The sequence below is a fragment of the Dyella sp. PARNA 12/25 genome (assembly GCF_055702865.1).
Window position 1 is genome coordinate 168,809 of record NZ_JBVQCI010000004.1, and the last position, 20,585, is coordinate 189,393.

Below are 20,585 nucleotides of genomic sequence, written 5' to 3' on the forward strand. Positions count from 1 at the left end.
ACCGTACCCGCCATGACCGCCCCCGCGTCCCGCACGCCTGGACGACCATGACGGCCCGCCATTGTCAGCCGCTTGCGCGGCTTCGTGCGGCGCCGCAGGTCAACGTCGGCACGATTCCGCGCCCAGCCATGGGAGGGTCGCATCGTGTCGTACAACACGGAAAACATCCGCAACATTGCGCTTGCCGGACATGCCGGCACCGGCAAAACCACGCTATTTGAAGCCCTGCTGCATGCCGGCGGTGTCATTCAGACCCAGGGTTCGGTAGAGCGTGGCAGCACGCAATCGGATACGGACGAACAGGAAAAAGCGCGCGGACACTCCATCGACACCGCTATCGCCGGCGTGCCGTTCGGCAGCAGCCATATCAACCTCATCGATACCGCCGGTTATGCGGATTTCCGTGGGCCAACGCTTTCTGCGTTCGCTGCCGTCGAGACCGTGGCCATCGTGGTCAACGCGTCCAACGGCATCGAGTACGGCACGCGACGCATCATGGAGCGCGCCGCCGAGCGCAGCCTCGCTCGCGTGCTCGTGGTGAACAAGATCGACTGCGATGGCACCAAGCTTGCGGCTCTGGTCGACGCGCTGCGCGATGAGTTCGGTACGCAGTGCCTGCCGGTCAACCTGCCGGCGCAAGGTGGCAAGCAAGTGCTCGACTGCTTTTTCCACGGCGATGGCGTCACGGATTTCTCCTCACTCACCGATGCGCATCAACGCATCATCGATCAGGTGGTGGAGATCAACGAATCCGTGATGGGCCACTACCTCGATGCCGGCGAAGGCGATCTGAGTCCGCAGGAGCTGCACGACGCCTTTGAACAATGCCTGCGCGAAGGTCACCTGGTGCCGATCTGTTTTGTCAGCGCCCGTACGGGTGTCGGCATCAAGGAATTCCTGGAACTCGCGGATCGCCTGCTGCCCAACCCGGCCGAAGGCAATGCCCCGCCCTTCCTCAATGGCGAGGACGAAGCCGTCACCGTCAACGCCGACGCCAGACAACATGTGATTGCTGACGTCTTCAAGATCGTCAACGACCCGTTCGTGGGCAAGCTGGGTGTGTTTCGCGTATGGCAAGGCACCCTTCGACGCGATACGCAGCTGTTCATCGATGACAGCAAAAAGGCCTTCAAGGTAGGGCACCTGTTCCGCTTGCGCGGCAAAGCGCATGAGGAGGTGGATCAGGCCATTCCTGGCGACATCGCCGCCATCGCCAAGGTCGAAGAAATCCATTTCGACGCGGTGCTGCACGATTCACACGATGAGGACCGCATCCATCTACAACCCATGCGCTTCCCGCAACCCATGTTCGGGCTCGCACTCGAGCCCAAGCACAAAGGTCAGGAGCAGAAGCTCTCGCAGGCGCTGGCGCGACTGGCGGAGGAAGACCCGTGCTTTCGCGTGGAGCATCACAAGGAGCTCAACGAAACCGTAGTGCGCGGGCTATCCGACCTGCATCTGAAGGTGATGCTCGAGCGCATGAAAGAGCGTTATGGCGTCGAGGTGACCACGCATCCGCCGCGCATCGCCTACCGGGAGACCATTGCGGCTCGCGCCGAAGGCCATCACCGACACAAGAAGCAGACCGGTGGTGCCGGTCAGTTTGGCGAGGTGTTCCTGCGCGTGGAGCCGCTCGATCGTGGCGCTGGCTTCGAGTTTGTCGACGCCATCAAGGGTGGCGTGATCCCCGGGCAATTCCTGCCGGCGATCGAGAAAGGCATTCGCCAGGCGCTGGAGGCTGGCGCCATCGCCGGCTATCCGATCCAGGACGTACGCGTGATCGTGTACGACGGCAAATACCACCCAGTGGATTCCAAGGAAGTGGCCTTCATCAGTGCAGGCAAGAAGGCGTTTCTGGATGCCATAGGCAAGGCACGTCCGATCGTGCTGGAACCCATCGTGGACGTCGAAGTGGCGATTCCCGAAGCCAGCGTGGGCGACGTCACCGGCGGCCTCGCCGGCAAGCGCGCCCGCATCCTTGGCACTGATTCGCTGCGCGGCGGCGAATTGGTCATCAAGGCACAGGCGCCGCTGGCGGAACTCACCGACTACCCCACCGAGCTAAAGGCGATGACTGGAGGTCGTGGGCGCTACAGCCTGGATCTCAGCCATTACGAACCGGTGCCGCCGCCGGTCCAGAAACAGCTCGCCGAGGCATGGAAGCCACACGTGGAAGACGACTGACCGCTCGCCTCCAGCAGACCGGCGCGGCGTGAACCGCGCCAGTCTGCCCCGCGAACGAAGCTTGAGGCGCGACGACAACGTCGCCATGTATTGACCGACGATATGCACCGGATCTCCGGCGCTGGAGGCATGCGATGAGTCGCTCCTTCGTGAAGGATGCGGATGAATCCGCGGGCGAACGCCTACCGGATATCCCGCTGAGCGAACATCCCAACTACGTGACCCCGCGGGGGTTGGCGCAGCTGCGCGCGCGTCTGGTAGCGGCGCGTGAGCAGCGCGATGCCCTGCATGCCTCGGGCGGCGAGACGCTGCCACAACAACGGGAGCTGGCCGCCATCGAACGCGAGCTGCGCTGGCTCAACGCACGCGTAGGCAGCGCCATCGAAGTGGATCTGGCACAGCAGCCGCGCGACCGCGTGGCCTTCGGTGCCCTGGTGACCGTGGACAGCAACGATGGTGAAGCACGCTATCGCATCGTCGGCGAGGATGAGGCCGACGTGGAACATGGTCTGGTGAGCTATGTGTCGCCGCTGGCTGCCGCACTACTGGGTGCGCGGGTGGGCGATGAGGTGGTGTGGCAAAGGCCGGCGGGTGACATCACGGTCGAAGTGATCAGTATCGACTACCCCGACGACACCTGATGGCGCTGGCTGTAGGAGCGCACTCGTGCGCGACTGTTACGTCTCTCGTAACTGCTGTACCCGGTTGTTGCCAGGTATCCATCGATCAATCGCCAGACCACGGCGTCTACGGCCATCGGCGACAGAGATACACCCCATCCCTGCGGTCGCGCACGCGTGCGCTCCTACAGGGATGGGTGGGTGGCTTGGTTCAGCGCTTAGACTTGAGCAGCGTGCCCGTGCACTTCTTGGAACCGCAGCGGCACTCCCACAGCTTCTTCAGCCGCGCGGTATGCGGCATATCCAGCGTGATGCCGTAGTCGTAGGTCAGCTCTTCGCCCGGCTTGATGTTGCGGATGGCTTCGATCAGCACGCGGTCCTTGCGCGGATTGCCATCGGCGTTCTCTTCGATCACGGCCTGGCAGTTTGGCTCACAGCTGTGATTGATCCAGCGCGCTGTGTTTCCCTTGCGGTTGGCGTCGATCAGGTACTCGTCGTTCAGCGTGAACAGGAAGGTGTGCCCGGTTTCACCGCCGTCGCCGTACATCTCGTCGGCTTCCGCGTGCGTCATCAAGGTGCCCTTGTACTCGACGATTTCTTCGCCCTTCTTAAGGGGTGCGACAGCGAAAACACCATTGCCATGGATGGGCGAGCGACGGGCTGCGATGCGACGGGTCATGGGCAAACAGGAGTTATGAGGGGAGCCCGCGATGATGCCTGTTGCGCTGCGCAATGGGAACCTTTCCTTCAGGCCCCCCCTCAATCACGGGGGTGTGATCGCACCTCAGGTGAGATGAAGTGGATGGGTCCTGGTCATGGACAGACGCCGAGGTCATCCTCGAGAGCCTGTTTGTTGGCTATGCATGGCCCGCGCCGGGTCTGTTTGCTCGCAGGCCAAGGAAGAATGAGGGCGTGTATGTCGATACATAACCGAGTGATGACGCAGGCATGCGGGCAAACAGGCCCGGCCCGAAGGGTTGGTCCGGAGTGGCCCCTAGGGAGCGCGGCGCGGCTTGACCTGACCACCAGTCAGGAGCTTCGCCACCCCCCACTCCCTGGGGGCCACTCCGGACCAACGCGGGCTATGCATAGCCAGCAAACAGGCTCTAGAATTCAAACAATCGTTTGAGGTGATTCCATGGGACGACTGCTTCGCTATGTAGCGCTGGGTGTTCTGGTGGCTGGCCTGGTGGCTTGCGGGCCGCCGCGGAAGAGTGTTTTTCCGCCAACCGTGAGCATCCAGGAAATGACCGCCCAGCCGAATGGCCAGTGGCGCGTCACCGTCCGCATTCAGAACAACAGCTACGGCGGCATGGAATTCACCTCGATCGACGGCGAGCTGAAGGTGGCCGACCTGGTGCCAGTGCGCCTGCATGGCCGCTTCGACCTGGACATTCCGCCGTTCGCTGCCGACGTGACCCAGATCAACCTGCTCCCCACACCCGAGATGACGGCCGCCATCAAGGCCGCCGCGGTCAAGGGCAGCGCCGGCAGCGTCCCTTACAGCGTGAGCGGCTCGGCCAACGCCAAACCCGAGCAGGAAGGCAAGGCTCGCGATTTCAATTTCCACGGCAACGACTGGCTTTCGCCGGTGCCGGGCATCCCCAACACCTGGCGCTGATCAACAGCGCCTGCATGACCCACACAGGAACTTCGCCATGACCATCTACAAGGCCCCGCTCGACGACCAGCGTTTCGCTCTTTTTGACGTGCTCGGTGCCGATGCCGTGCTGACCAGCCTGACCGGTGGCGAAGGCCATACGCGCGATCTGATCGACGCCGTGCTGGAAGAAGCCGGCCGCCTGAGCGAAGCCGTGCTGGCCCCGTTCAACGCCAGCGGCGATGAGGAAGGCTGCCACTTCGACAAAGCCAACCACACGGTGACCACGCCCAAGGGCTTCAAGGAGGCCTTCAAGGCGTTTGCCGAAGGCGGCTGGACCGGCCTCACCCAGGCCGAGCACTTCGGCGGCCAGGCGCTGCCGAACGCCGTCGGCACCGCCACCACCGAGATCTTCCAGTCGGGCAACCTGTCGTGGAGCCTGTATCCGCTGTTGTCGGAAGGTGCCTGCCACGCCATGGAAATCCATGGCACCGAGGAGCAGCAGCACACCTACCTCAAGCCCATCGTGGAGGGTCGCTGGACCGGCACCATGTGCCTGACCGAGCCGCAAGCCGGCTCCGACCTGGGCCTGCTCAAGACCCGCGCCGAAGCGGGCGAGAACGGCAGCTGGAAGATCACCGGCACCAAGATCTTCATCAGCGCGGGCGAGCATGACCTGGCTGAAAACATCATCCATCTCGTGCTGGCCCGCCTGCCCGACGCGCCGGCCGGCAGCCGTGGCATCTCGATGTTCATCGTGCCGAAGTTCAAGGTGAACGCCGATGGCTCGCTGGGTGCGCGCAACACCGTCGCGGCCGGCGCTATCGAGCACAAGATGGGCCTGCGTGGCTCGGCCACCTGCGTGATGAATTTCGACGCGGCCGAGGGCTACCTCATCGGCCAGCCGCACAAAGGCCTGGCCGCCATGTTCACCATGATGAATGCCGCTCGCCTCGGCGTGGGTGTGCAGGGCCTGGCATTGTCCGAGCGCGCGCTGCAGAACAGCACCAACTATGCTCGCGAACGTCTGCAGGGCCGCTCGCTGACGGGTCCGAAGTTCCCGGAGAAGGTGGCCGACAACCTGATGGTGCAGCCGGACGTGCGTCGCATGCTGCTGACCCAGCGCGCCATGGTCGAAGCCTCGCGCACGCTGCTGCTGTACACCTCGCTGCAGACCGACGTGGAAGCCCGCGCTACCGATGAGGCCGCCCGCAAGACTGCCAGCGACCTGGTCGCCTTCCTGATTCCGATCGCCAAGGGCGTGGTCACCGAGCTGGCCCAGGAGTGCACCAAGGAAGCGCTGCAGGTGTACGGCGGCCACGGCTACATCGCCGAGAATGGCGTAGAGCAGTTCGTGCGCGACGCCCGCATCATCACCCTGTACGAAGGCACCACCGGCATCCAGGCTGCTGACTTGCTGGGCCGCAAGATCCTCCAGCTGCAGGGCGCAGGCTTCAAGGTGTTCGCCAAGGAGATCCAGGCGTTCTGCCAGCAGCACGCGCAGGATCCGGCACTGGCCGGCCTGATCGGCCCGCTGGCCGTCCATACCAAGGAGTGGGCGGACCTCACCCTGTCGCTGGCCCAGCGCGTGATGGCCAACCCGGAAGAGCTGGGCGCTGCCGCTATGGACTACCTGTACTACTCCGGCTACATCACCCTGGCCTACATGTGGGCGCGCAGCGTGGCCGCACTGGCCAACGGCAGCCAGCAGGAGGCCTTCAAGCAGGCCAAGCGCGATACGGCGAAGTTCTACTTCGCCCGCATCCTGCCGCGTTGCCTGGGCCACAAGGCAGCCATCGAGGCCGGCGTGGACACCATCCCCGCCATCGCCTGATGTGATGCACCGAAGGGCCCCTCCGTGACGGAGGGGCCCTTTTCTGTTTGTTGGAGCGCACCCTGTGCGCGACTGCGACCAGGCCAGTCGCGCACAGGGTGCGCTCCCACAGGTGGGTTCTCTTCTTGTCTTCAGGGACTACCGCCATCACCCGGCTGGGTGTAGAAACGGTGGACCCTTCTCGCTAATCCGGCTTTCCCGCATGAGCGATACCACGTACCTGATTCGCCTGGCCGAGGACGACGACGATTTCATCCTTGGTCTCGTGCCGCGCTTCGTCGACTTCACCCTGCCACCCTGGCGTCGACGTCACGAGTGCATCGAAGGCATCCGCAACGACTTGATGCGCCACCTCGACGAGCAACCGGCCAACAGCTTTCTGTTTGTGGCCGAAGACGACGACGGCGAACCGGTGGGTTTCATCCACCTGCAGAAGACCCAGGACTATTTCAACGGCCGCTCCAACTGCCATATCTCGGATATCGCGGTGGACGGGGACTACGAAGGCCGTGGCGTAGGTCGTGCGCTGCTCGATCATGCCGAGTCGTGGGCACGCGAGCATCGCTGCCAGCTCATCACGTTGGCGGTGTTTCCTGGCAACGAACGGGCACGTGCCATCTACGAGAGTGCGGGATATGCGGCCGATCTGCTGAGGCTCGCCAAGCCCGTGCGCTGAAGCTGTAGCAGTGAAGGGCACAAGGCCGCCACGCAGGCGGCCGTTGGAGGAGCCTGCCATGAACCAGCCGCTGCACAACGTACGATTCCCCGGCGAAAGCCACGCTTATCGTGTCGCCCGCGACCGTCTGTTGCGTGCCGAAATGGAGTTGCGCCGACAGGTTGAAGCTACGGCGGCCTTGCGCCGTGCTCTGCCACTCGGCGGCCCCGTTCCGGTGGATTACTCCTTCGACGATGAAGGCGAGACACCCATCGACACCGACATCGAACGTCAGGTGCGCCTCTGGGAACTGTTCGAGGAAGGCAAGGACAGCCTGGTGATCTACAGCTTCATGTTCGGACCGGCCATGACACAGCCATGCCCGTCGTGCTCGTCCATCCTCGACGCACTCGACGCCGAGATGCCGCATCTGCGACAGCGCACCAATGTGGCCGTCGTCGCCAAGTCGCCGATCCAGCGCATCCGCCATTTCGCCCGCGAACGCGGCTGGCGCCACCTGCATCTGCTGTCGTCAGCGCACAACACGTACAACGCGGACTATCACGGCGAAAGCACCGATGGGCGCCAGTTGCCCGCCCTCAATGTGTTTACGCGCCGCGATGGGCAGATCCACCACACCTGGGGTAGCGAGCTGATGTTCGTACCCACCGAACCAGGGCAGGATCCTCGTCATGTCGATCCCATCTGGCCACTGTGGAACGTGCTCGACTGCACGCCCGAAGGCCGCAGCGCGGAGTGGCGACCCAGTCTCACGTATCCCGATGAGGCGAAGCCTTGATGCAATCAAGCCCCACGCGCCGAGATCCGTTCACCTGACCTACGGCTGCGGCAACCCCATCTGGCGGAACACCGACGCCGCGTCGCGCGCGCGCCAACATCGCTCGATGTGGCCGCCCCTCACCACAAACCACTCCATGGCGATCACCTCATAGTCACGCCCGGTCACTTCTCCCCCACGGAATGACTCCACCGAACGGCCGCGCTCGGTGTAGCAGACAGCCACGGCATCCCCCTCGGCCACGACGTCGTCGGCTTCAAGGCTGACCTGGAAACAACGCATAAGCTCCCCCCACTCGTCCCGGGCGATAGCCAGCCCACCCCAGCCCTGCGCGCCGTGAATCTGGGCATCGGGCGCGAAGACGGCGCACACCGCGTCGATATCGGCGCGATTGAAGGCGTCGACGTAGGTCATCACTACGCGCTTGTTCTGCTCAGACATGCCGCGCCCTTGGGGGAGAGCTCCTCCGGAGTGCGCAAGCCTCCGGGCCTCACAAGCATATCGCCTGGCCGTGCGTGGAATATGTGAGGAGGTCGGGCTATGCGCCCTGGGGCGCCTCAATCGCAACGCCTTGCGCGTTGCGAGGCGGGTGTCGCGGCATCACCGGATGCCGCGACACCACGAACTTCAGTTCTTCAGAGCGGCAGCGGCTTCTTCCGCCTGCTCACGCTGGATCAGACGCTGTGCCACGCGGTCGATGTTGGCCAGCGACAGCAGATGGGCATAGATCCAGCCAAACACGCCTTCGCGCAGGAATTCGTGCGTGGTCTTCTCGTCCAGCTGGCGCAGCTTTTCCTCGTTGACCACAAACAGGCCATTGAGATTGATGCTCTTGCCGTCCCTCTCCAGACGAATGTTGCGCGGCTCGAGCAGGTCATGCTTGCGCAGCTGCTCCATGAACCACTGGGTGCGCGACACGTGCTGCTGGAACTCGCCTAGGAATTTCACGGCATTGGTAAGCAGCTCGGTTTCGGTGCCGTCTTCCTTGAACAGACGATCGCCGTCCGCGGTGCCGAAGCCTTCGTAAGCCTCGTCGAGGAACACGGTGAAATCGTCACCTTCGGCGCCCACCGGCTTCTCGGCCAGCACGAACGGATAGCGACGGACGAAGGCCGGGATATAGATGTTGGCTTCCCAGCGGCCATCGGCATCGATGAACAGGTTCTCGTTCTGACGCATGCCCAGCAGAGCCATCGGGCCGGCATCTTCGGGCGTGGTACCACCGAACAGGACAGGCAGGTCACGCGCTGCAGCGGGGAACTCCACACCAGTCAGCGGCACCGAGTGCACCGCGCTCGCGAACTTGAGGTTCGGGATCGGCTTGATGCGCAGGTCCTTGTGCTCGGTACGGTTGAGCGGAACGGGACGCTCGTAGAAAAGAATTTCAGCCACGTTAACTACCTCTCCCCAGCCGCGCCGGGGTCGCCACCCAGGCTCCCCCTCCCAAACCCGGCCTCGGGTTTACAGATGAACGAACACTATATCAGCGCCCGGCACGGCGGGAGAACACCCCGTTTCGGGACCGTTCTGCCAACCGGGACAACCATTTGCGTGTGTTCTGTAACGAATTTGGTCTATCCTGACCCGGTTACGAGCATCTTTGCATCGCCCGCACGTTCATTCCCCTGGGTTGAAGGACGGTTTTGCATGCTGATGGAAGTACCTAGCCGCGTCGTCGACCTCCATTCGACCCGCGTGCTTTCGCTGGACGCCGCCGGCCGTATTCTTGATTGGATCAGCTGGCAGGAGGCGGTTTGTCTCTATGTGCGGGACGCTGTGGCCTGGACCCTGGGCGATCCTTGCCTCACGGTGCATGGCGGCCACAACCGGGCCAGCGGCGAGCAGAGCAAACTCTCCCTGCATCCGATCATTGCCAGCACGGGTCACTGCCGCGATCACGCCATCGACCCTGCGCCCGCACTCACCAACACCGCCTTGTTCGCCCGCGACCGCTTTCTGTGCATGTATTGCGGCGAACGCTTCAGCCGCGGTGAGTTGACCCGCGATCACGTGATACCCATCTCCAAGCGCGGCAAGGACACCTGGGAAAACGTGGTCTGCGCCTGCCTGGCCTGCAATCTGCGCAAGAGCAACCGTACGCCGCAGCAGGCCAATATGCCGCTGCTGGCCGTGCCCTACCGCCCCAGCTGGGTGGAGCATCTGATTCTCTCCAACCGCAATATCCTGGCCGATCAGATGGAATTCCTGGTTAGCCACCTGCCCCGCGATCGCCGGGAGCAGATGGCCTGAACGGCCCGGCCTCTGGGCACCGAAATGACGGTCGCCCGCAGGTTTTCACCCCTCTGCCCTTGCCCCGCCTCCCGGCTGGTCCAACAATACGCAGATGAACGACCTGTCCCGCTACCCCTATCTGGCGACCATCGAGACGCCCGCTGACCTGCGCCGCATCTCCGATGAGGAGCTGCCCGCCGTTGCCGATGAATTGCGCGAGTTCCTGATCGAGTCCGTCGCCAGTTCCGGTGGCCATTTCGGCGCAGGCCTGGGCGTGGTGGAACTCACCGTGGCGCTGCACCATGTGTTCGATACGCCCACTGATCGCCTGGTGTGGGACGTGGGTCACCAGTGCTACCCGCACAAGATTCTCACTGGGCGCCGCGACCGTATCACCACGATCAAGAAGAAGGACGGCCTGGCACCGTTCCCGCGTCGTGAGGAAAGCGAATACGACACGTTCGGCGTGGGTCACTCCTCCACTTCGATCTCCGCTGCGCTGGGCATGGCAATCGCCGCGCAGCGCAAAGGTGACAACCGCAAGGTGGTCGCGGTGATCGGCGATGGTGCGATGACCGCCGGCATGGCGTTCGAAGCGCTGAATCACGGTGGTGACGTCGAGCCGAACATGCTGGTCGTGTTCAACGACAACGGCATGTCCATCAGCGAAAACGTCGGCGCACTGACCAAGATGGCCGCGCGTGCGATGTCCAGCCGCCGCCTCAACGCGCTGCGCGAGCGCGCCAAGAAGGCGATCCCCAAGCAATCTATCTACGGCCGCTTCTTCAAGCGCTGGGAAGAACACGCCAAGGGTATGTTCGTGCCCAGCACGCTGTTCGAAGAACTGGGCTTTCACTACACCGGCCCGATCGACGGCCACAACCTGCCGCAGCTGGTTGCCGCTCTGCGCACGGTGAAGGGTCTGCCCGGCCCGCAGCTGCTCCACGTCATCACCACCAAGGGCAAGGGCTACGCCCTGGCCGAACAGGCGCAGATCGAATACCACGCTGTGGGCCCGTTCGATCCGCAGGCGGGTCTGGTGAAAAAGTCCGGCCCGTCCAAGCCCACCTACACCGACGTCTTCAGCGACTGGCTGTGCGACATGGCCGCCGCCGATGAGCGCCTGCTGGGCATCACGCCGGCGATGCGCGAAGGTTCTGGGTTGGTGCGCTTTTCCAAGGAATACCCGCAGCGCTATTTCGACGTAGCGATTGCCGAACAGCACGCGGTGACGCTGGCTGCCGGCATGGCCTGCGAAGGCGCCAAGCCGGTGGTGGCGATCTACTCCACCTTCCTGCAGCGCGCGTACGACCAGGCCATCCACGACGTGTCGATCCAGAACCTCGACGTGACGTTCGCCATCGATCGCGCAGGCGTGGTCGGCCCCGACGGCGCCACCCACTCGGGCAGCTTCGATCTCACGTACCTGCGCTGCCTGCCGAACATGGTGATCATGGCGCCGGCCGACGAGAACGAATGCCGCATGATGCTCACCACCGGCTTCGAGTATCACGGCCCCGCCGCCATCCGCTATCCGCGCGGCACCGGCCTCGGCGTACCGTTGCAGAAAGAACTGGAAACGCTGCCCATCGGCAAAGCCGAACTGCGTCGCCGTGGCCGTGGACTGGCGCTGCTCAGCTTCGGCGCCATGCTCGCTCCCGCCACCGAAATCGCTGCCGAGCTGGATGCCACGCTGGTGAACATGCGCTTTGTGAAGCCGCTGGACGAGGCAATGATCCTCGAACTGGCGCGGACCCACGACGCTTTCGTCACGCTGGAAGACAACGCCGTCGCCGGTGGTGCCGGCAGCGGTGTCGCCGAATGCCTGGCCGCGCATGGCGTGGTCAAGCCGATCCTGCACTTGGGTCTGCCCGACGTGTATCTGGAACACGGCAGCCGCGAGGAAGTACTGACCATGGCGGGCCTCGATCTGCCCAGCATCCGCCATGCGATTCGCGCGCGCTTTCCGCAAGTCGACACGCTGAATCAGGTCACGGCCTGATTCCCGTCTAAGATTTAACGGCCCGCTCAGCCAACCTGCAGAGTCCGGTTAACACCTCACTGTCATCCCCGCGAGACGCTCTAAAACAACCGAAGGTTGGTCAAGCGGGGATGACGGCAAGGCAGCTCAGCCTAAATCACATGCGCGAGTACATTCCGCATTCCGCAACACGGCGACATGACCGCCTTGCGCGCCACGTCAAAGCCCATGCCAGCAACCGCCACTGACGCGGTCACGCTGCTCAAGGTCCTGTGCCGTGAATACCTCGCGATAACCCGCTGCCTGTAACACGGTCCGCACCGCCTCACCCTGATTCCAGCCGTGCTCCATCAGCAACCAACCACCGGAGTGCAGATGCGTGCGCGCGCCCTCAACGATGCGGCGAATGTCATCCAGGCCATCGACACCCGATGCGAGCGCCGTGGCAGGTTCGAAGCGCAGATCGCCTTGTTGTAGGTGCGGGTCCGCCGATTCGATGTAAGGCGGATTGGAAACCACCATATGGAAACGCTGGCCTGCCAGTGACGCAAACCAGTCGCCGTGAAGAAAGCGCACACGGTCCATGCCATGTTTCGCCGCATTGCGTTGCGCCACCGCCAGCGCATCCGCACTGGCATCGGTGGCGGTGACCTGTGCATGTGGGCGCTCATGCGCGATGGCGAGCGCGATGGCGCCGCTGCCGGTACCGAGATCGACCACCTGCGCGTCAGGCGGCAAACGCTCCAACGCCAACTCCACCAACAATTCGGTTTCCGGACGGGGAATCAGCGTCGCCGGCGTCACCTCCAGCTCCAGCGACCAGAAGCCGCGACGCCCGGTGATGTAAGCGACCGGCTCCCCATGCTGGCGCCGCCGCACCAGCGCTTCGAACGCGTCGATGTCCGTGGGCTCCAGTGAATCCGTCGCATGCGCGATCAGCCAGCTGCGCGGCTTGTTCAGCGCATGCACCAACAGCACCTCGGCTTCGAGCCGGTCACCGAGCTGCTGCGCAGCATCGCCCAACACGCTACGCACGTCAGCCACGCGATGCTCCACGCAATGGATGGGCAATGAGGCCAAAAGACGAGCGCGGCATCGGAGTTTCCGTGATCAAAAGGCGCACAGTGTAGAGCCAATACGCGTTGCGTCAGCCCGCTTCAGGGTGCAGGTAACGATGCACCGCCTGGATGACCACTGAGCCCTCCCCCACGCTGGACGCCACGCGCTTGACCGAGCCTGCGCGTACATCGCCCACGGCGAAAATACCGGGCTTGGTGGTGGCATAAGGTGATTCCAGCAAGTGACCCTGGGCGCAACGCCCGGTCAGCACGAAACCGTTGGGGTCCAGCGCCAGGCAATCGGTAAGCCAGTCGGTATTCGGCTCCGCACCAATCATCACGAACATGTTGCTCGCTGGGCATCGGGTCAACTCGCCGCTGTCGCGATCCCGCCAGATGACGCTGTGCAACCGGTCATCGCCATCCAGCTCGGTCACTTCGCAACGCGTATGCAAGGTGATGTCGGAGGACCGGGCGATGCGCTGTACCAGATAGTCGGACATGGTGGCCGCCAGCCCGTTGGCGCGCACCAGGATGTGCACGTGTTTGGCGATGCGTGAAAGAAATACGGCCGCCTGCCCTGCGGAGTTGCCGCCACCGACCACCACCACTTCTTCATCGGTGCATAGCTGTCCTTCCATGGCTGTCGCTGCGTAATGGATGCCCGCTCCCTCGAAACGGGCGTAGCCAGGCACATCGAGTTTGCGATAGCGCGCGCCAGTGGCCACGATGATCACGCGCGCCGTGATCTTTTGCCCGTCATCCAGATGCAGCCGATAAGGCAGCTCCGCGCAATCGATGCCGGTGGCATGCCGCGACACCGCCAAGCGCGCGCCGAACTTCTGCGCTTGCGCCTGGGCACGACCGGCCAGCGCCTGCCCGGAGATGCCGGTGGGGAAGCCAAGGTAATTCTCGATCTTTGACGACGTACCCGCCTGCCCACCCGGCGCGAGGCCTTCAACAACAATGGTGGAGAGCCCTTCAGATGCTGCGTACACGGCTGCCGCCAGCCCACCAGGACCCGCACCCACCACGGCGACGTCATAGACGTGCTGTGGGTCAATGACTTCGGTGAGTCCCAGTTCGTCGGCCAGCTCCGCGGTGGTCGGATTCTGCAGAAAGCAGTGCTCGGCACAGACCACCACCGGTAGTTGTTCCGGGCTCAGATTGAAGCACGCGAGAAAGCCGTCTGCATTCGAGTCGGCGTCGGTATCAATGAGTCGGTGCGGGTAACCATTGCGTACAAGGAAGCGTTCCAGCCGCAAGGTATCCGCACTGCGCCCTGGCCCCACCAGCACGACGCCGCCGACGCCAGTGCGTATCAACCCCACGCGACGCAGGATAAATGCGCGCATGACGATTTCGCTGATATCCGCTTCCATGGCCACCATGCGACGGAACTCGTCCGCATGCATGCGTATCACCCGAGTGTCCACCGCCGCCCGCGCCGATACCATGATGGCGCGCTGGTTAAGCAGGTTCATTTCGCCGCTGAACTGGCGTGGTCCGTGCGTGGTGAACACGCGTGGCTGGCCAAAGCGATCCAACTCGAATATCTCGATGAAACCGTCGAGCACCAGAAAGAAATCCACACCGCGCTGACCACGTTCAAACAGCAGCGTGCCCCCCGCAATCTGCTCCTCGTGCCCGTATGCCGCCATGCGCCGAACCATGTCAGGGCTCAGCTGCGGAAACATCTGCTCCCTGCGCCGCATCGGATCGGTGGGGTCGTAGACAACCTCGGGCGGTGACGACTGGGCCGACATTCAATACGCCTCGTCTCGTGGGATTTCCACATCGTGCGCCCGCGCCGACGTCACTCGCAAGTCATTCCTGTGTCGGCAGGATGGCTTGTGTAATCGCCGTCACAACGCACTCACGAAACCAGCGATGGGCGAGGTCTTCTTCCTTCGAATCGTGCCAGTACGCCACGATGGGAAACGCCTTTACCCGAACAGGTAAGGGTCGCACGGTGATCGGCAGCAACCCGGCCAAATGATGCGCGTAGGCCTGCGGTACGGTCAGCAGGAGATCGCTGGCAGCCACGATTTGGCACGCGGAGAAGTAGTGCTGGCAGACCAGGCGCACCTCGCGAAACATGCCGTTCTGCCCCAACAGGAGATCGAGTGCGTTCGGCTCACCCAGCGGTGACACAGCCACGTGCGCCGCGGCGAGATAATCAGCACGTCGTAGCTGGGTAGCCAGCGGATGGTCGCGCCGCATCACCACCACCAGGGTTTCATCCAGCAAATGGCGATGCGCAATGCGTGGGCCCGCGCGTAGCGGACGGTCCACCACCAGATCCAGCGTTCCGGTGGCCAGCTCGCGCTCCACTTCATCCGCAGCCACACGGCGGCTGACCACGCGCACACCTGGCGCCTCGCGGCCAATGCTCGCCATCAGGCCAGGCAAGGCAAAGGATTCGAGAATGTCGCGAAACCCGATGACGAAGGTCATCTGCAGACGCGATGCATCGAATTGCGGCTGGGCATGGGTGCTGGCCAGCAAGCCCTTCAGGTGGGCCTGCACAGCCGGCATCATCGCCCGCACTTTCTCGGTCGGGAGTAGACGATTGCCCTGACGCACGAACAAAGGGTCGCCCAAATGATCGCGCAACCGACCCAGGGCGTGCGTAACGGCGGGCTGGGTCAGATGCAGCACGCGCGCCGCCGCGCTCACGCCGCCGTGGGTGTAGATGGCGTCGAGTACGCGGAACAGATTCAGGTCGATGCGGCTGTCTCGTTCCATTGCGTCTCTCTCTACTGGTAGCGAACCCATCTCTTCTCGAACGGTATGCTTTCCCTCACCGTCATCCCCGCGAAAGCGAGGAAGACGGTGAGGGTAACCAACCCATTCACACCACTAATGCACTGCCATAAAGCATATTCATTTCAATAATCGGATGACACAGGCGTAGGCTGCAACGAAGTCAGGAGAGCCCCATGGACTTCAGCCCCTCCGAGCGCACCCAGGCGCTCACCGAGCGCCTCACCCGCTTTATGCGCGAGGAAATCCTTCCCGCTGAATCGCTCTACGCGTCGCAACTGATCGGCGGCCCCGATCACCGGCAATGGCGCCAGCCTCCAGTAATGGAAGCGCTCAAGACCCGTGCCCGCGCCGCCGGCCTGTGGAACCTGTTCCTGCCGGACGCTGAGCACGGCGCCAGCCTGAGCAATCTGGAGTACGCCCCGCTGGCCGAGATCATGGGCCATTCGTTCATCGCGCCCGAAGTGTTCAACTGCAGCGCGCCGGACACAGGCAACATGGAGGTGCTGCATCGCTACGGCTCACCCGCGCAACACAAACACTGGCTGGCGCCGCTGCTGAGCGGCGAGATCCGCTCCGGCTTCGCCATGACTGAACCGGAGGTGGCCTCCTCTGACGCCACCAACATGCAAGCCACTGCCCATGTCGAGGGCAGCGAGGTGGTTCTCAATGGCCGCAAGTGGTGGACCACCGGCCTCGGGCATCCGCATTGTCGCTTTGTGATCTTCATGGGCCTAAGCGATCCGCAGGCTGCGCCTCATCATCGTCACAGCATGGTGCTCTGCCCGCTGGATACGCCTGGCGTGCGCATCGAACGCATGCTCCCGGTGTTCCACGACTACGACGAACCCGCTGGGCATGGCGAGTTGAGCTTCCACAACGTGCGCGTGCCGTTGGAGAACGTGATACTCGGCATCGGTCGCGGCTTCGAAATTGCGCAGGGCCGGCTGGGCCCGGGCCGCGTGCACCATTGCATGCGTGCGCTGGGTGCGGCCGAACGCGCACTGACGCTGCTGTGCCAGCGCGCGCAATCACGGGTGGCGTTCGGCAAGCCGCTATTCGAACTAGGCGGCAATGCCGATATCGTGGCGCATCTGCGCATGGCCATCGAACAGGCGCGCCTGCTTACGCTCAAGACCGCCTGGATGTTGGATACGCAGGGACCCAAGGCGGCGCTGAGCCTGATCTCTCAGATCAAGGTAGTGGTTCCTTCCGTGGCGCAGCAGGCCGCCGATGCCGCTATCCAGATCCATGGCGGCGCAGGCTTCACCGACGATCTCCCCCTTGCCCAGCTGTACGCTTATGCACGTGTGCTCCGCATGGCCGACGGCCCCGACGAAGTTCACCGTGCCGTCATCGCCAAGCTTGAAGCAAAAGCCCAGCGAACCCAGGAGACGCACGCATGACCGCCACCCCGGATCAGGCGCGCCCAGTGCGTGAGGAAGATGCGTTCGATGTGGCGCGCGTCGATGCCTTTATCAGGCAACACATCGACGGCCTCGAAGGCGTGCCCACCGTCACACAGTTTCCCGGCGGCGCATCCAACCTCACCTACCTTCTCAGCTACGCAAATCGCGAACTGGTGCTGCGACAACCGCCACGCGGCGCCAAGGCAAAATCCGCGCACGACATGTTGCGCGAAGCGCGAGTGATGCATGCGCTGAAGGCGAGCTACCCTTATGTGCCCGCCATCCTCGCGCGCTGCGACGACGCGAGCCTTATCGGCCAGGACTTCTACGTGATGGAACGCCTGAACGGCACCATCCTGCGTCGTGACCTGCCGCCAGCACTAGGGCTCGACCGCGACCAAGTACACAAGCTCTGCCTGGGCTTCATCGACCGCCTGATCGAATTGCACCAGGTGGATACCGCGCAGCCCGATCTGAAAGACCTCGGCAAGGGCGAGGGTTACATTGCCCGTCAGGTGGCAGGCTGGAGTGATCGCTGGCGTCAAGCCGCGACGGAAGGCTCCGACCCGTGCGATGACGTACTCGCCTGGCTCGACGCCCACCAGCCGGCGCGCGACAACGCCAGTTGCGTCATCCACAACGACTACCGTTTCGACAATGTGGTACTGGCACCCGAAGATCCGCTCGACCTCATTGGCGTGCTCGACTGGGAAATGGCCACTATCGGCGATCCGCTGATGGATCTCGGCGGCTCGCTCGCTTATTGGGTGCAAGCCGACGACGACCCGGTATTCCAGTCATTCCGCCGCCAGCCCACGCACGAGCCAGGCATGCTGACGCGCAAAGAAGTCGTTGCCTACTACGGCGAACGCATGGGGCTGGATGTGTCGCGCTTCGGCTTCTACGAAGTGTTTGGCCTGTTCCGTCTGATGGTGATCATCCAGCAGATCTATCGGCGTTACGCTCTGGGCCAAACTACCAATCCCCAATTTGCGGGATTTGGTGACGCCGCCCGTTACATGGGCACGCGCTGCCGTCGGCTGATGGCGATGGAAAGCTGAGCGATGCGTGAGCTCTGGTTGATACGCCATGGTCAGGCGAGTTTCAGCGCTGAAGACTACGATCAGCTCTCGCCCACCGGTGAGGAACAATCCCGCCTATTGGGCCGATGGCTGACCGATTGCGGCATCCAGCCAGACCTCGTGGCGATCGGTCCCCGCGTTCGGCATCGCGATACAGCGACGCGTTGCCTGCAAGCGGCTGGTATCGGGACACCGCCCGTGCTGCTGCCCGGCCTCGATGAAGTCGATCACCACGAATTACTGGCACGCCTTCGCCCTGACCTTGCGGGCCCTGGTGCACTGCATGCGGAATTGAAACAGTGCGCGAATCCGCATCGCGACTTCCAGCAGCTTTTCGCTGACGCCATCGCGCGCTGGGTGAGTGGCGACCACGACGCCGACTACCGCCTCAGCTGGGGCGCCTTTCGATCCAACGTGCTGGAGGCGCAGCAACAACTCGCCGACCACCCCGCTCGCACCATCCTGGCCTTTACTTCCGGTGGACCGATTGCAGTGATGACCGGTGCATTGCTTGGCACCCCGCTGGCACGCACCTTCAAGCTCAGCTGGCCGCTGGTGAACACCGGCATCACGCGCCTGCGACTAGGTTCACGCGGTACCACGTTGATGACTTACAACATGTGGCCGCATCTGGAACGCGCTGGGAACGACGCATTGGTGACGATGCGATGAACCGACTTCTCACACTTGCAACAGTTTGCACTTACTCGTCATTCCGGCGCAGGCCGGAATGACGGCAGCAACGAAGCGCCCCGAAAACCTTGCGACCTTCAGGAATCCCGTCATGACCACACCCGCCACGTTTGACCTCACCGGAAAAGTCGCCATCGTCACCGGCGCCAGTCGCGGCATCGGCGCGGAGATCGCCAAACTGCTTGCTGCACACGGTGCCCATGTGGTCGTATCCAGCCGTCGCCAGGTCGACTGCCAGACCGTCGTCGATGCCATTGCCGCCGAGGGTGGCTCAGCTGAAGCCATTGCCTGCCATATCGGCGAGATGGAGCAGATTGCCGCGCTCTTTGAACACGTCGAGAAGAACCACGGACGTCTGAATATCCTGGTCAACAACGCGGCGACCAATCCATTCTTTGGCCACATTCTGGATACGGAACCGTCAGTCTTCCAAAAGACCGTGGACGTAAACATCCGAGGCTACTTCTACATGTCCACCCACGGCGCCCGCCTGATGGCGAAGAATGGCGGGGGATCGATCGTCAATGTCGCATCGGTAAACGGCGTGGTGCCCGGCGTGCAGCAAGGCATCTATTCAATCACCAAGGCCGCGGTGATCTCGATGACCAAGGCGTTCGCCGTCGAATGCGCCGAACAGGGCGTACGCTGCAACGCGCTGCTGCCGGGCCTGACCGATACCAAATTCGCCTCGGTACTGGTGAACACGCCCGCCATTCTCAAGCAGGCGTTGGCGCACGTGCCGATGCGGCGCGTGGCGCAGCCCTCCGAAATGGCAGGAGCTGTTCTCTACCTCGCCTCCGATGCGGCCTCGTACACCACCGGTGCGGTGCTGAATGTCGATGGCGGCTACCTCTGCGTTTGATGCCAAGGAGCACCCTATGACGTCGACTCTTCCTCCGCGCGCTGCAGGCAAACGCGCCTTCGTTACCGGTGCCGCCGGTGGGCTTGGCGCCGCTTCGGCACGCATGCTTGCGCGTCATGGCGCCAGGGTCTTCCTGACCGATATCCAAGGCGACACGGTCGCGGCCGTGGCGGCGGATATCAACGCGGAAAACGGGGCCCAGGTCGCATGGTCAGCAACCCAGGACGTGAGCGACGAAGCCATGTGGCAGCACACCCTGGCCGAAGCAGCCAAGGCCATGGGTGGACTATCGGTGCTGGTCAACAACGCCGGCATCGGTTCGCTGGGCGGCATCGAGCGCATTGAGCTGAAGGAATGGCATCGCGTCATGAGCGTCAACGTCGACAGCGTCATGCTTGGTTGCAAGTACGCGATGCCGTACCTACGCGATGCGCAGCCCGCATCCATCGTCAACATCTCCTCGCTGGCGGCATTCAAGATCGACCCGGACTACACCGCGTACAACACCTCCAAGGCCGCCGTTGCCGTACTGACCAAATCGGTGGCGATGGATTGCACACGCCAGAAGATCGACGTGCGCTGCAACTCGATCCACCCGGCCTTTATCCGCACCGGCATCGTCAAGCCGTTCTTCGACAAGCTCGGCGAAGAGGAAGCAACCAAGAAGCTGGTGCGTGGCATTCCGATGCATCGCCTCGGCGAGCCAGACGACGTGGCCTATGCCGTGCTCTATCTCGCCAGCGATGAAAGCCGTTATGTCACCGCCACTGAACTTGTGATCGACGGCGGCGCTCGCGCCGTCTGACCGGG

At 63.3% G+C, this 20,585-nt stretch carries 19 protein-coding genes; 13 read left to right on the forward strand and 6 right to left on the reverse strand.

What is annotated here, in order from left to right:
• Positions 1-144: 144 nt before the first annotated feature.
• Together fusA and AC0GUR_RS11055 are read left to right on the forward strand one after the other, a co-directional pair.
• Positions 145-2,184, forward strand: coding sequence for an elongation factor G (fusA, locus tag AC0GUR_RS11050; RefSeq protein WP_472877528.1), 2,040 nt, complete (start codon positions 145-147; stop codon positions 2,182-2,184).
• A 134-nt stretch (positions 2,185-2,318) separates the two neighbouring features.
• Positions 2,319-2,825 (forward strand): GreA/GreB family elongation factor, encoded by a 507-nt coding sequence (locus AC0GUR_RS11055; RefSeq protein ID WP_472877529.1) that lies wholly within the window; start codon positions 2,319-2,321, stop codon positions 2,823-2,825.
• A gap of 190 nt (positions 2,826-3,015) precedes the next feature.
• On the opposite strand, the gene AC0GUR_RS11060 is transcribed toward AC0GUR_RS11055, so the two are convergent.
• Positions 3,016-3,483, reverse strand: coding sequence for an SET domain-containing protein (locus tag AC0GUR_RS11060; RefSeq protein ID WP_472877530.1), 468 nt, complete (start codon positions 3,481-3,483; stop codon positions 3,016-3,018).
• Between the two features lie 459 nt (positions 3,484-3,942).
• On the opposite strand from AC0GUR_RS11060, the gene AC0GUR_RS11065 reads away from it, so the two are divergent.
• From AC0GUR_RS11065 to AC0GUR_RS11080, 4 genes are all read left to right on the forward strand, one after another.
• Complete coding sequence (locus AC0GUR_RS11065) at positions 3,943-4,425, forward strand: hypothetical protein (RefSeq protein ID WP_472877531.1); 483 nt, start codon at positions 3,943-3,945, stop codon at positions 4,423-4,425.
• Between the two features lie 37 nt (positions 4,426-4,462).
• A complete protein-coding gene (locus AC0GUR_RS11070) occupies positions 4,463-6,238 on the forward strand; it encodes an acyl-CoA dehydrogenase C-terminal domain-containing protein (RefSeq protein WP_472877532.1) in 1,776 nt (591 codons plus the stop codon).
• A 202-nt stretch (positions 6,239-6,440) separates the two neighbouring features.
• Entirely contained in the window at positions 6,441-6,914 is a 474-nt protein-coding gene (locus tag AC0GUR_RS11075) for a GNAT family N-acetyltransferase (protein WP_472877533.1), read from the forward strand.
• 58 nt (positions 6,915-6,972) lie between these two features.
• Positions 6,973-7,692, forward strand: a complete 720-nt coding sequence (locus AC0GUR_RS11080) for a DUF899 family protein (RefSeq protein ID WP_472877534.1) — start codon at positions 6,973-6,975, stop codon at positions 7,690-7,692.
• 39 nt (positions 7,693-7,731) lie between these two features.
• Here AC0GUR_RS11080 and AC0GUR_RS11085 read toward each other — a convergent pair whose 3' ends face one another.
• Positions 7,732-8,133: an ester cyclase gene (locus AC0GUR_RS11085; protein ID WP_472877535.1), complete on the reverse strand. Its 402-nt coding sequence runs from the start codon at positions 8,131-8,133 to the stop codon at positions 7,732-7,734.
• Between the two features lie 186 nt (positions 8,134-8,319).
• A complete protein-coding gene (locus tag AC0GUR_RS11090) occupies positions 8,320-9,084 on the reverse strand; it encodes a SapC family protein (RefSeq protein ID WP_472877536.1) in 765 nt (254 codons plus the stop codon).
• A 255-nt stretch (positions 9,085-9,339) separates the two neighbouring features.
• Between AC0GUR_RS11090 and AC0GUR_RS11095 the strand changes: the two genes are divergently transcribed.
• Complete coding sequence (locus AC0GUR_RS11095) at positions 9,340-9,942, forward strand: HNH endonuclease (RefSeq protein WP_472877537.1); 603 nt, start codon at positions 9,340-9,342, stop codon at positions 9,940-9,942.
• A gap of 94 nt (positions 9,943-10,036) precedes the next feature.
• Positions 10,037-11,926, forward strand: a complete 1,890-nt coding sequence (gene dxs, locus AC0GUR_RS11100) for a 1-deoxy-D-xylulose-5-phosphate synthase (protein ID WP_472877538.1) — start codon at positions 10,037-10,039, stop codon at positions 11,924-11,926.
• A gap of 198 nt (positions 11,927-12,124) precedes the next feature.
• On the opposite strand, the gene prmC is transcribed toward dxs, so the two are convergent.
• The 3 genes from prmC to AC0GUR_RS11115 all read right to left on the reverse strand — a co-directional run bounded on the left by prmC (position 12,125) and on the right by AC0GUR_RS11115 (position 15,711).
• Positions 12,125-12,949 (reverse strand): peptide chain release factor N(5)-glutamine methyltransferase, encoded by an 825-nt coding sequence (gene prmC / locus AC0GUR_RS11105; protein WP_472877539.1) that lies wholly within the window; start codon positions 12,947-12,949, stop codon positions 12,125-12,127.
• A 103-nt stretch (positions 12,950-13,052) separates the two neighbouring features.
• Positions 13,053-14,729, reverse strand: a complete 1,677-nt coding sequence (locus AC0GUR_RS11110) for an FAD-dependent oxidoreductase (RefSeq protein ID WP_472877540.1) — start codon at positions 14,727-14,729, stop codon at positions 13,053-13,055.
• Between the two features lie 61 nt (positions 14,730-14,790).
• Positions 14,791-15,711: a LysR family transcriptional regulator gene (locus AC0GUR_RS11115; RefSeq protein ID WP_472877541.1), complete on the reverse strand. Its 921-nt coding sequence runs from the start codon at positions 15,709-15,711 to the stop codon at positions 14,791-14,793.
• 194 nt (positions 15,712-15,905) lie between these two features.
• On the opposite strand from AC0GUR_RS11115, the gene AC0GUR_RS11120 reads away from it, so the two are divergent.
• The 5 genes from AC0GUR_RS11120 (at position 15,906) to AC0GUR_RS11140 (ending at position 20,580) form a co-directional block, all read left to right on the forward strand.
• Positions 15,906-17,135 (forward strand): acyl-CoA dehydrogenase family protein, encoded by a 1,230-nt coding sequence (locus AC0GUR_RS11120; protein ID WP_472877542.1) that lies wholly within the window; start codon positions 15,906-15,908, stop codon positions 17,133-17,135.
• Positions 17,132-18,199, forward strand: a complete 1,068-nt coding sequence (locus AC0GUR_RS11125) for a phosphotransferase family protein (protein ID WP_472877543.1) — start codon at positions 17,132-17,134, stop codon at positions 18,197-18,199. Before AC0GUR_RS11120 ends, AC0GUR_RS11125 begins: the two co-directional genes overlap by 4 nt.
• 3 nt (positions 18,200-18,202) lie before the next feature.
• The gene (locus AC0GUR_RS11130; RefSeq protein ID WP_472877544.1) at positions 18,203-18,892 is read left to right on the forward strand and encodes a histidine phosphatase family protein; all 690 of its coding nucleotides are present in this window, start codon (positions 18,203-18,205) and stop codon (positions 18,890-18,892) included.
• A gap of 112 nt (positions 18,893-19,004) precedes the next feature.
• Complete coding sequence (locus AC0GUR_RS11135; protein WP_472877545.1) at positions 19,005-19,775, forward strand: SDR family oxidoreductase; 771 nt, start codon at positions 19,005-19,007, stop codon at positions 19,773-19,775.
• Positions 19,776-19,791: 16 nt separating this feature from the next.
• Positions 19,792-20,580: an SDR family oxidoreductase gene (locus AC0GUR_RS11140; RefSeq protein WP_472877546.1), complete on the forward strand. Its 789-nt coding sequence runs from the start codon at positions 19,792-19,794 to the stop codon at positions 20,578-20,580.
• The last annotated feature ends 5 nt before the right edge of the window (positions 20,581-20,585 follow it).

Excerpts from the sequence above, each read along its gene's own strand:
- AC0GUR_RS11075 (WP_472877533.1), top strand. The coding sequence starts at position 6,441 with ATGAGCGATACCACGTACCTGATTCGCCTGGCCGAGGACGACGACGAT.
- AC0GUR_RS11065 (WP_472877531.1), top strand. The coding sequence starts at position 3,943 with ATGGGACGACTGCTTCGCTATGTAGCGCTGGGTGTTCTGGTGGCTGGC.
- AC0GUR_RS11125 (WP_472877543.1), top strand. The coding sequence starts at position 17,132 with ATGACCGCCACCCCGGATCAGGCGCGCCCAGTGCGTGAGGAAGATGCG.
- AC0GUR_RS11110 (WP_472877540.1), bottom strand. The coding sequence starts at position 14,729 with ATGTCGGCCCAGTCGTCACCGCCCGAGGTTGTCTACGACCCCACCGAT.
- AC0GUR_RS11070 (WP_472877532.1), top strand. The coding sequence starts at position 4,463 with ATGACCATCTACAAGGCCCCGCTCGACGACCAGCGTTTCGCTCTTTTT.
- AC0GUR_RS11140 (WP_472877546.1), top strand. The coding sequence starts at position 19,792 with ATGACGTCGACTCTTCCTCCGCGCGCTGCAGGCAAACGCGCCTTCGTT.
- dxs (WP_472877538.1), top strand. The coding sequence starts at position 10,037 with ATGAACGACCTGTCCCGCTACCCCTATCTGGCGACCATCGAGACGCCC.
- AC0GUR_RS11135 (WP_472877545.1), top strand. The coding sequence starts at position 19,005 with ATGACCACACCCGCCACGTTTGACCTCACCGGAAAAGTCGCCATCGTC.
- AC0GUR_RS11120 (WP_472877542.1), top strand. The coding sequence starts at position 15,906 with ATGGACTTCAGCCCCTCCGAGCGCACCCAGGCGCTCACCGAGCGCCTC.
- AC0GUR_RS11060 (WP_472877530.1), bottom strand. The coding sequence starts at position 3,483 with ATGACCCGTCGCATCGCAGCCCGTCGCTCGCCCATCCATGGCAATGGT.
- AC0GUR_RS11115 (WP_472877541.1), bottom strand. The coding sequence starts at position 15,711 with ATGGAACGAGACAGCCGCATCGACCTGAATCTGTTCCGCGTACTCGAC.
- AC0GUR_RS11055 (WP_472877529.1), top strand. The coding sequence starts at position 2,319 with ATGAGTCGCTCCTTCGTGAAGGATGCGGATGAATCCGCGGGCGAACGC.
- AC0GUR_RS11130 (WP_472877544.1), top strand. The coding sequence starts at position 18,203 with ATGCGTGAGCTCTGGTTGATACGCCATGGTCAGGCGAGTTTCAGCGCT.
- AC0GUR_RS11095 (WP_472877537.1), top strand. The coding sequence starts at position 9,340 with ATGCTGATGGAAGTACCTAGCCGCGTCGTCGACCTCCATTCGACCCGC.
- AC0GUR_RS11080 (WP_472877534.1), top strand. The coding sequence starts at position 6,973 with ATGAACCAGCCGCTGCACAACGTACGATTCCCCGGCGAAAGCCACGCT.
- AC0GUR_RS11085 (WP_472877535.1), bottom strand. The coding sequence starts at position 8,133 with ATGTCTGAGCAGAACAAGCGCGTAGTGATGACCTACGTCGACGCCTTC.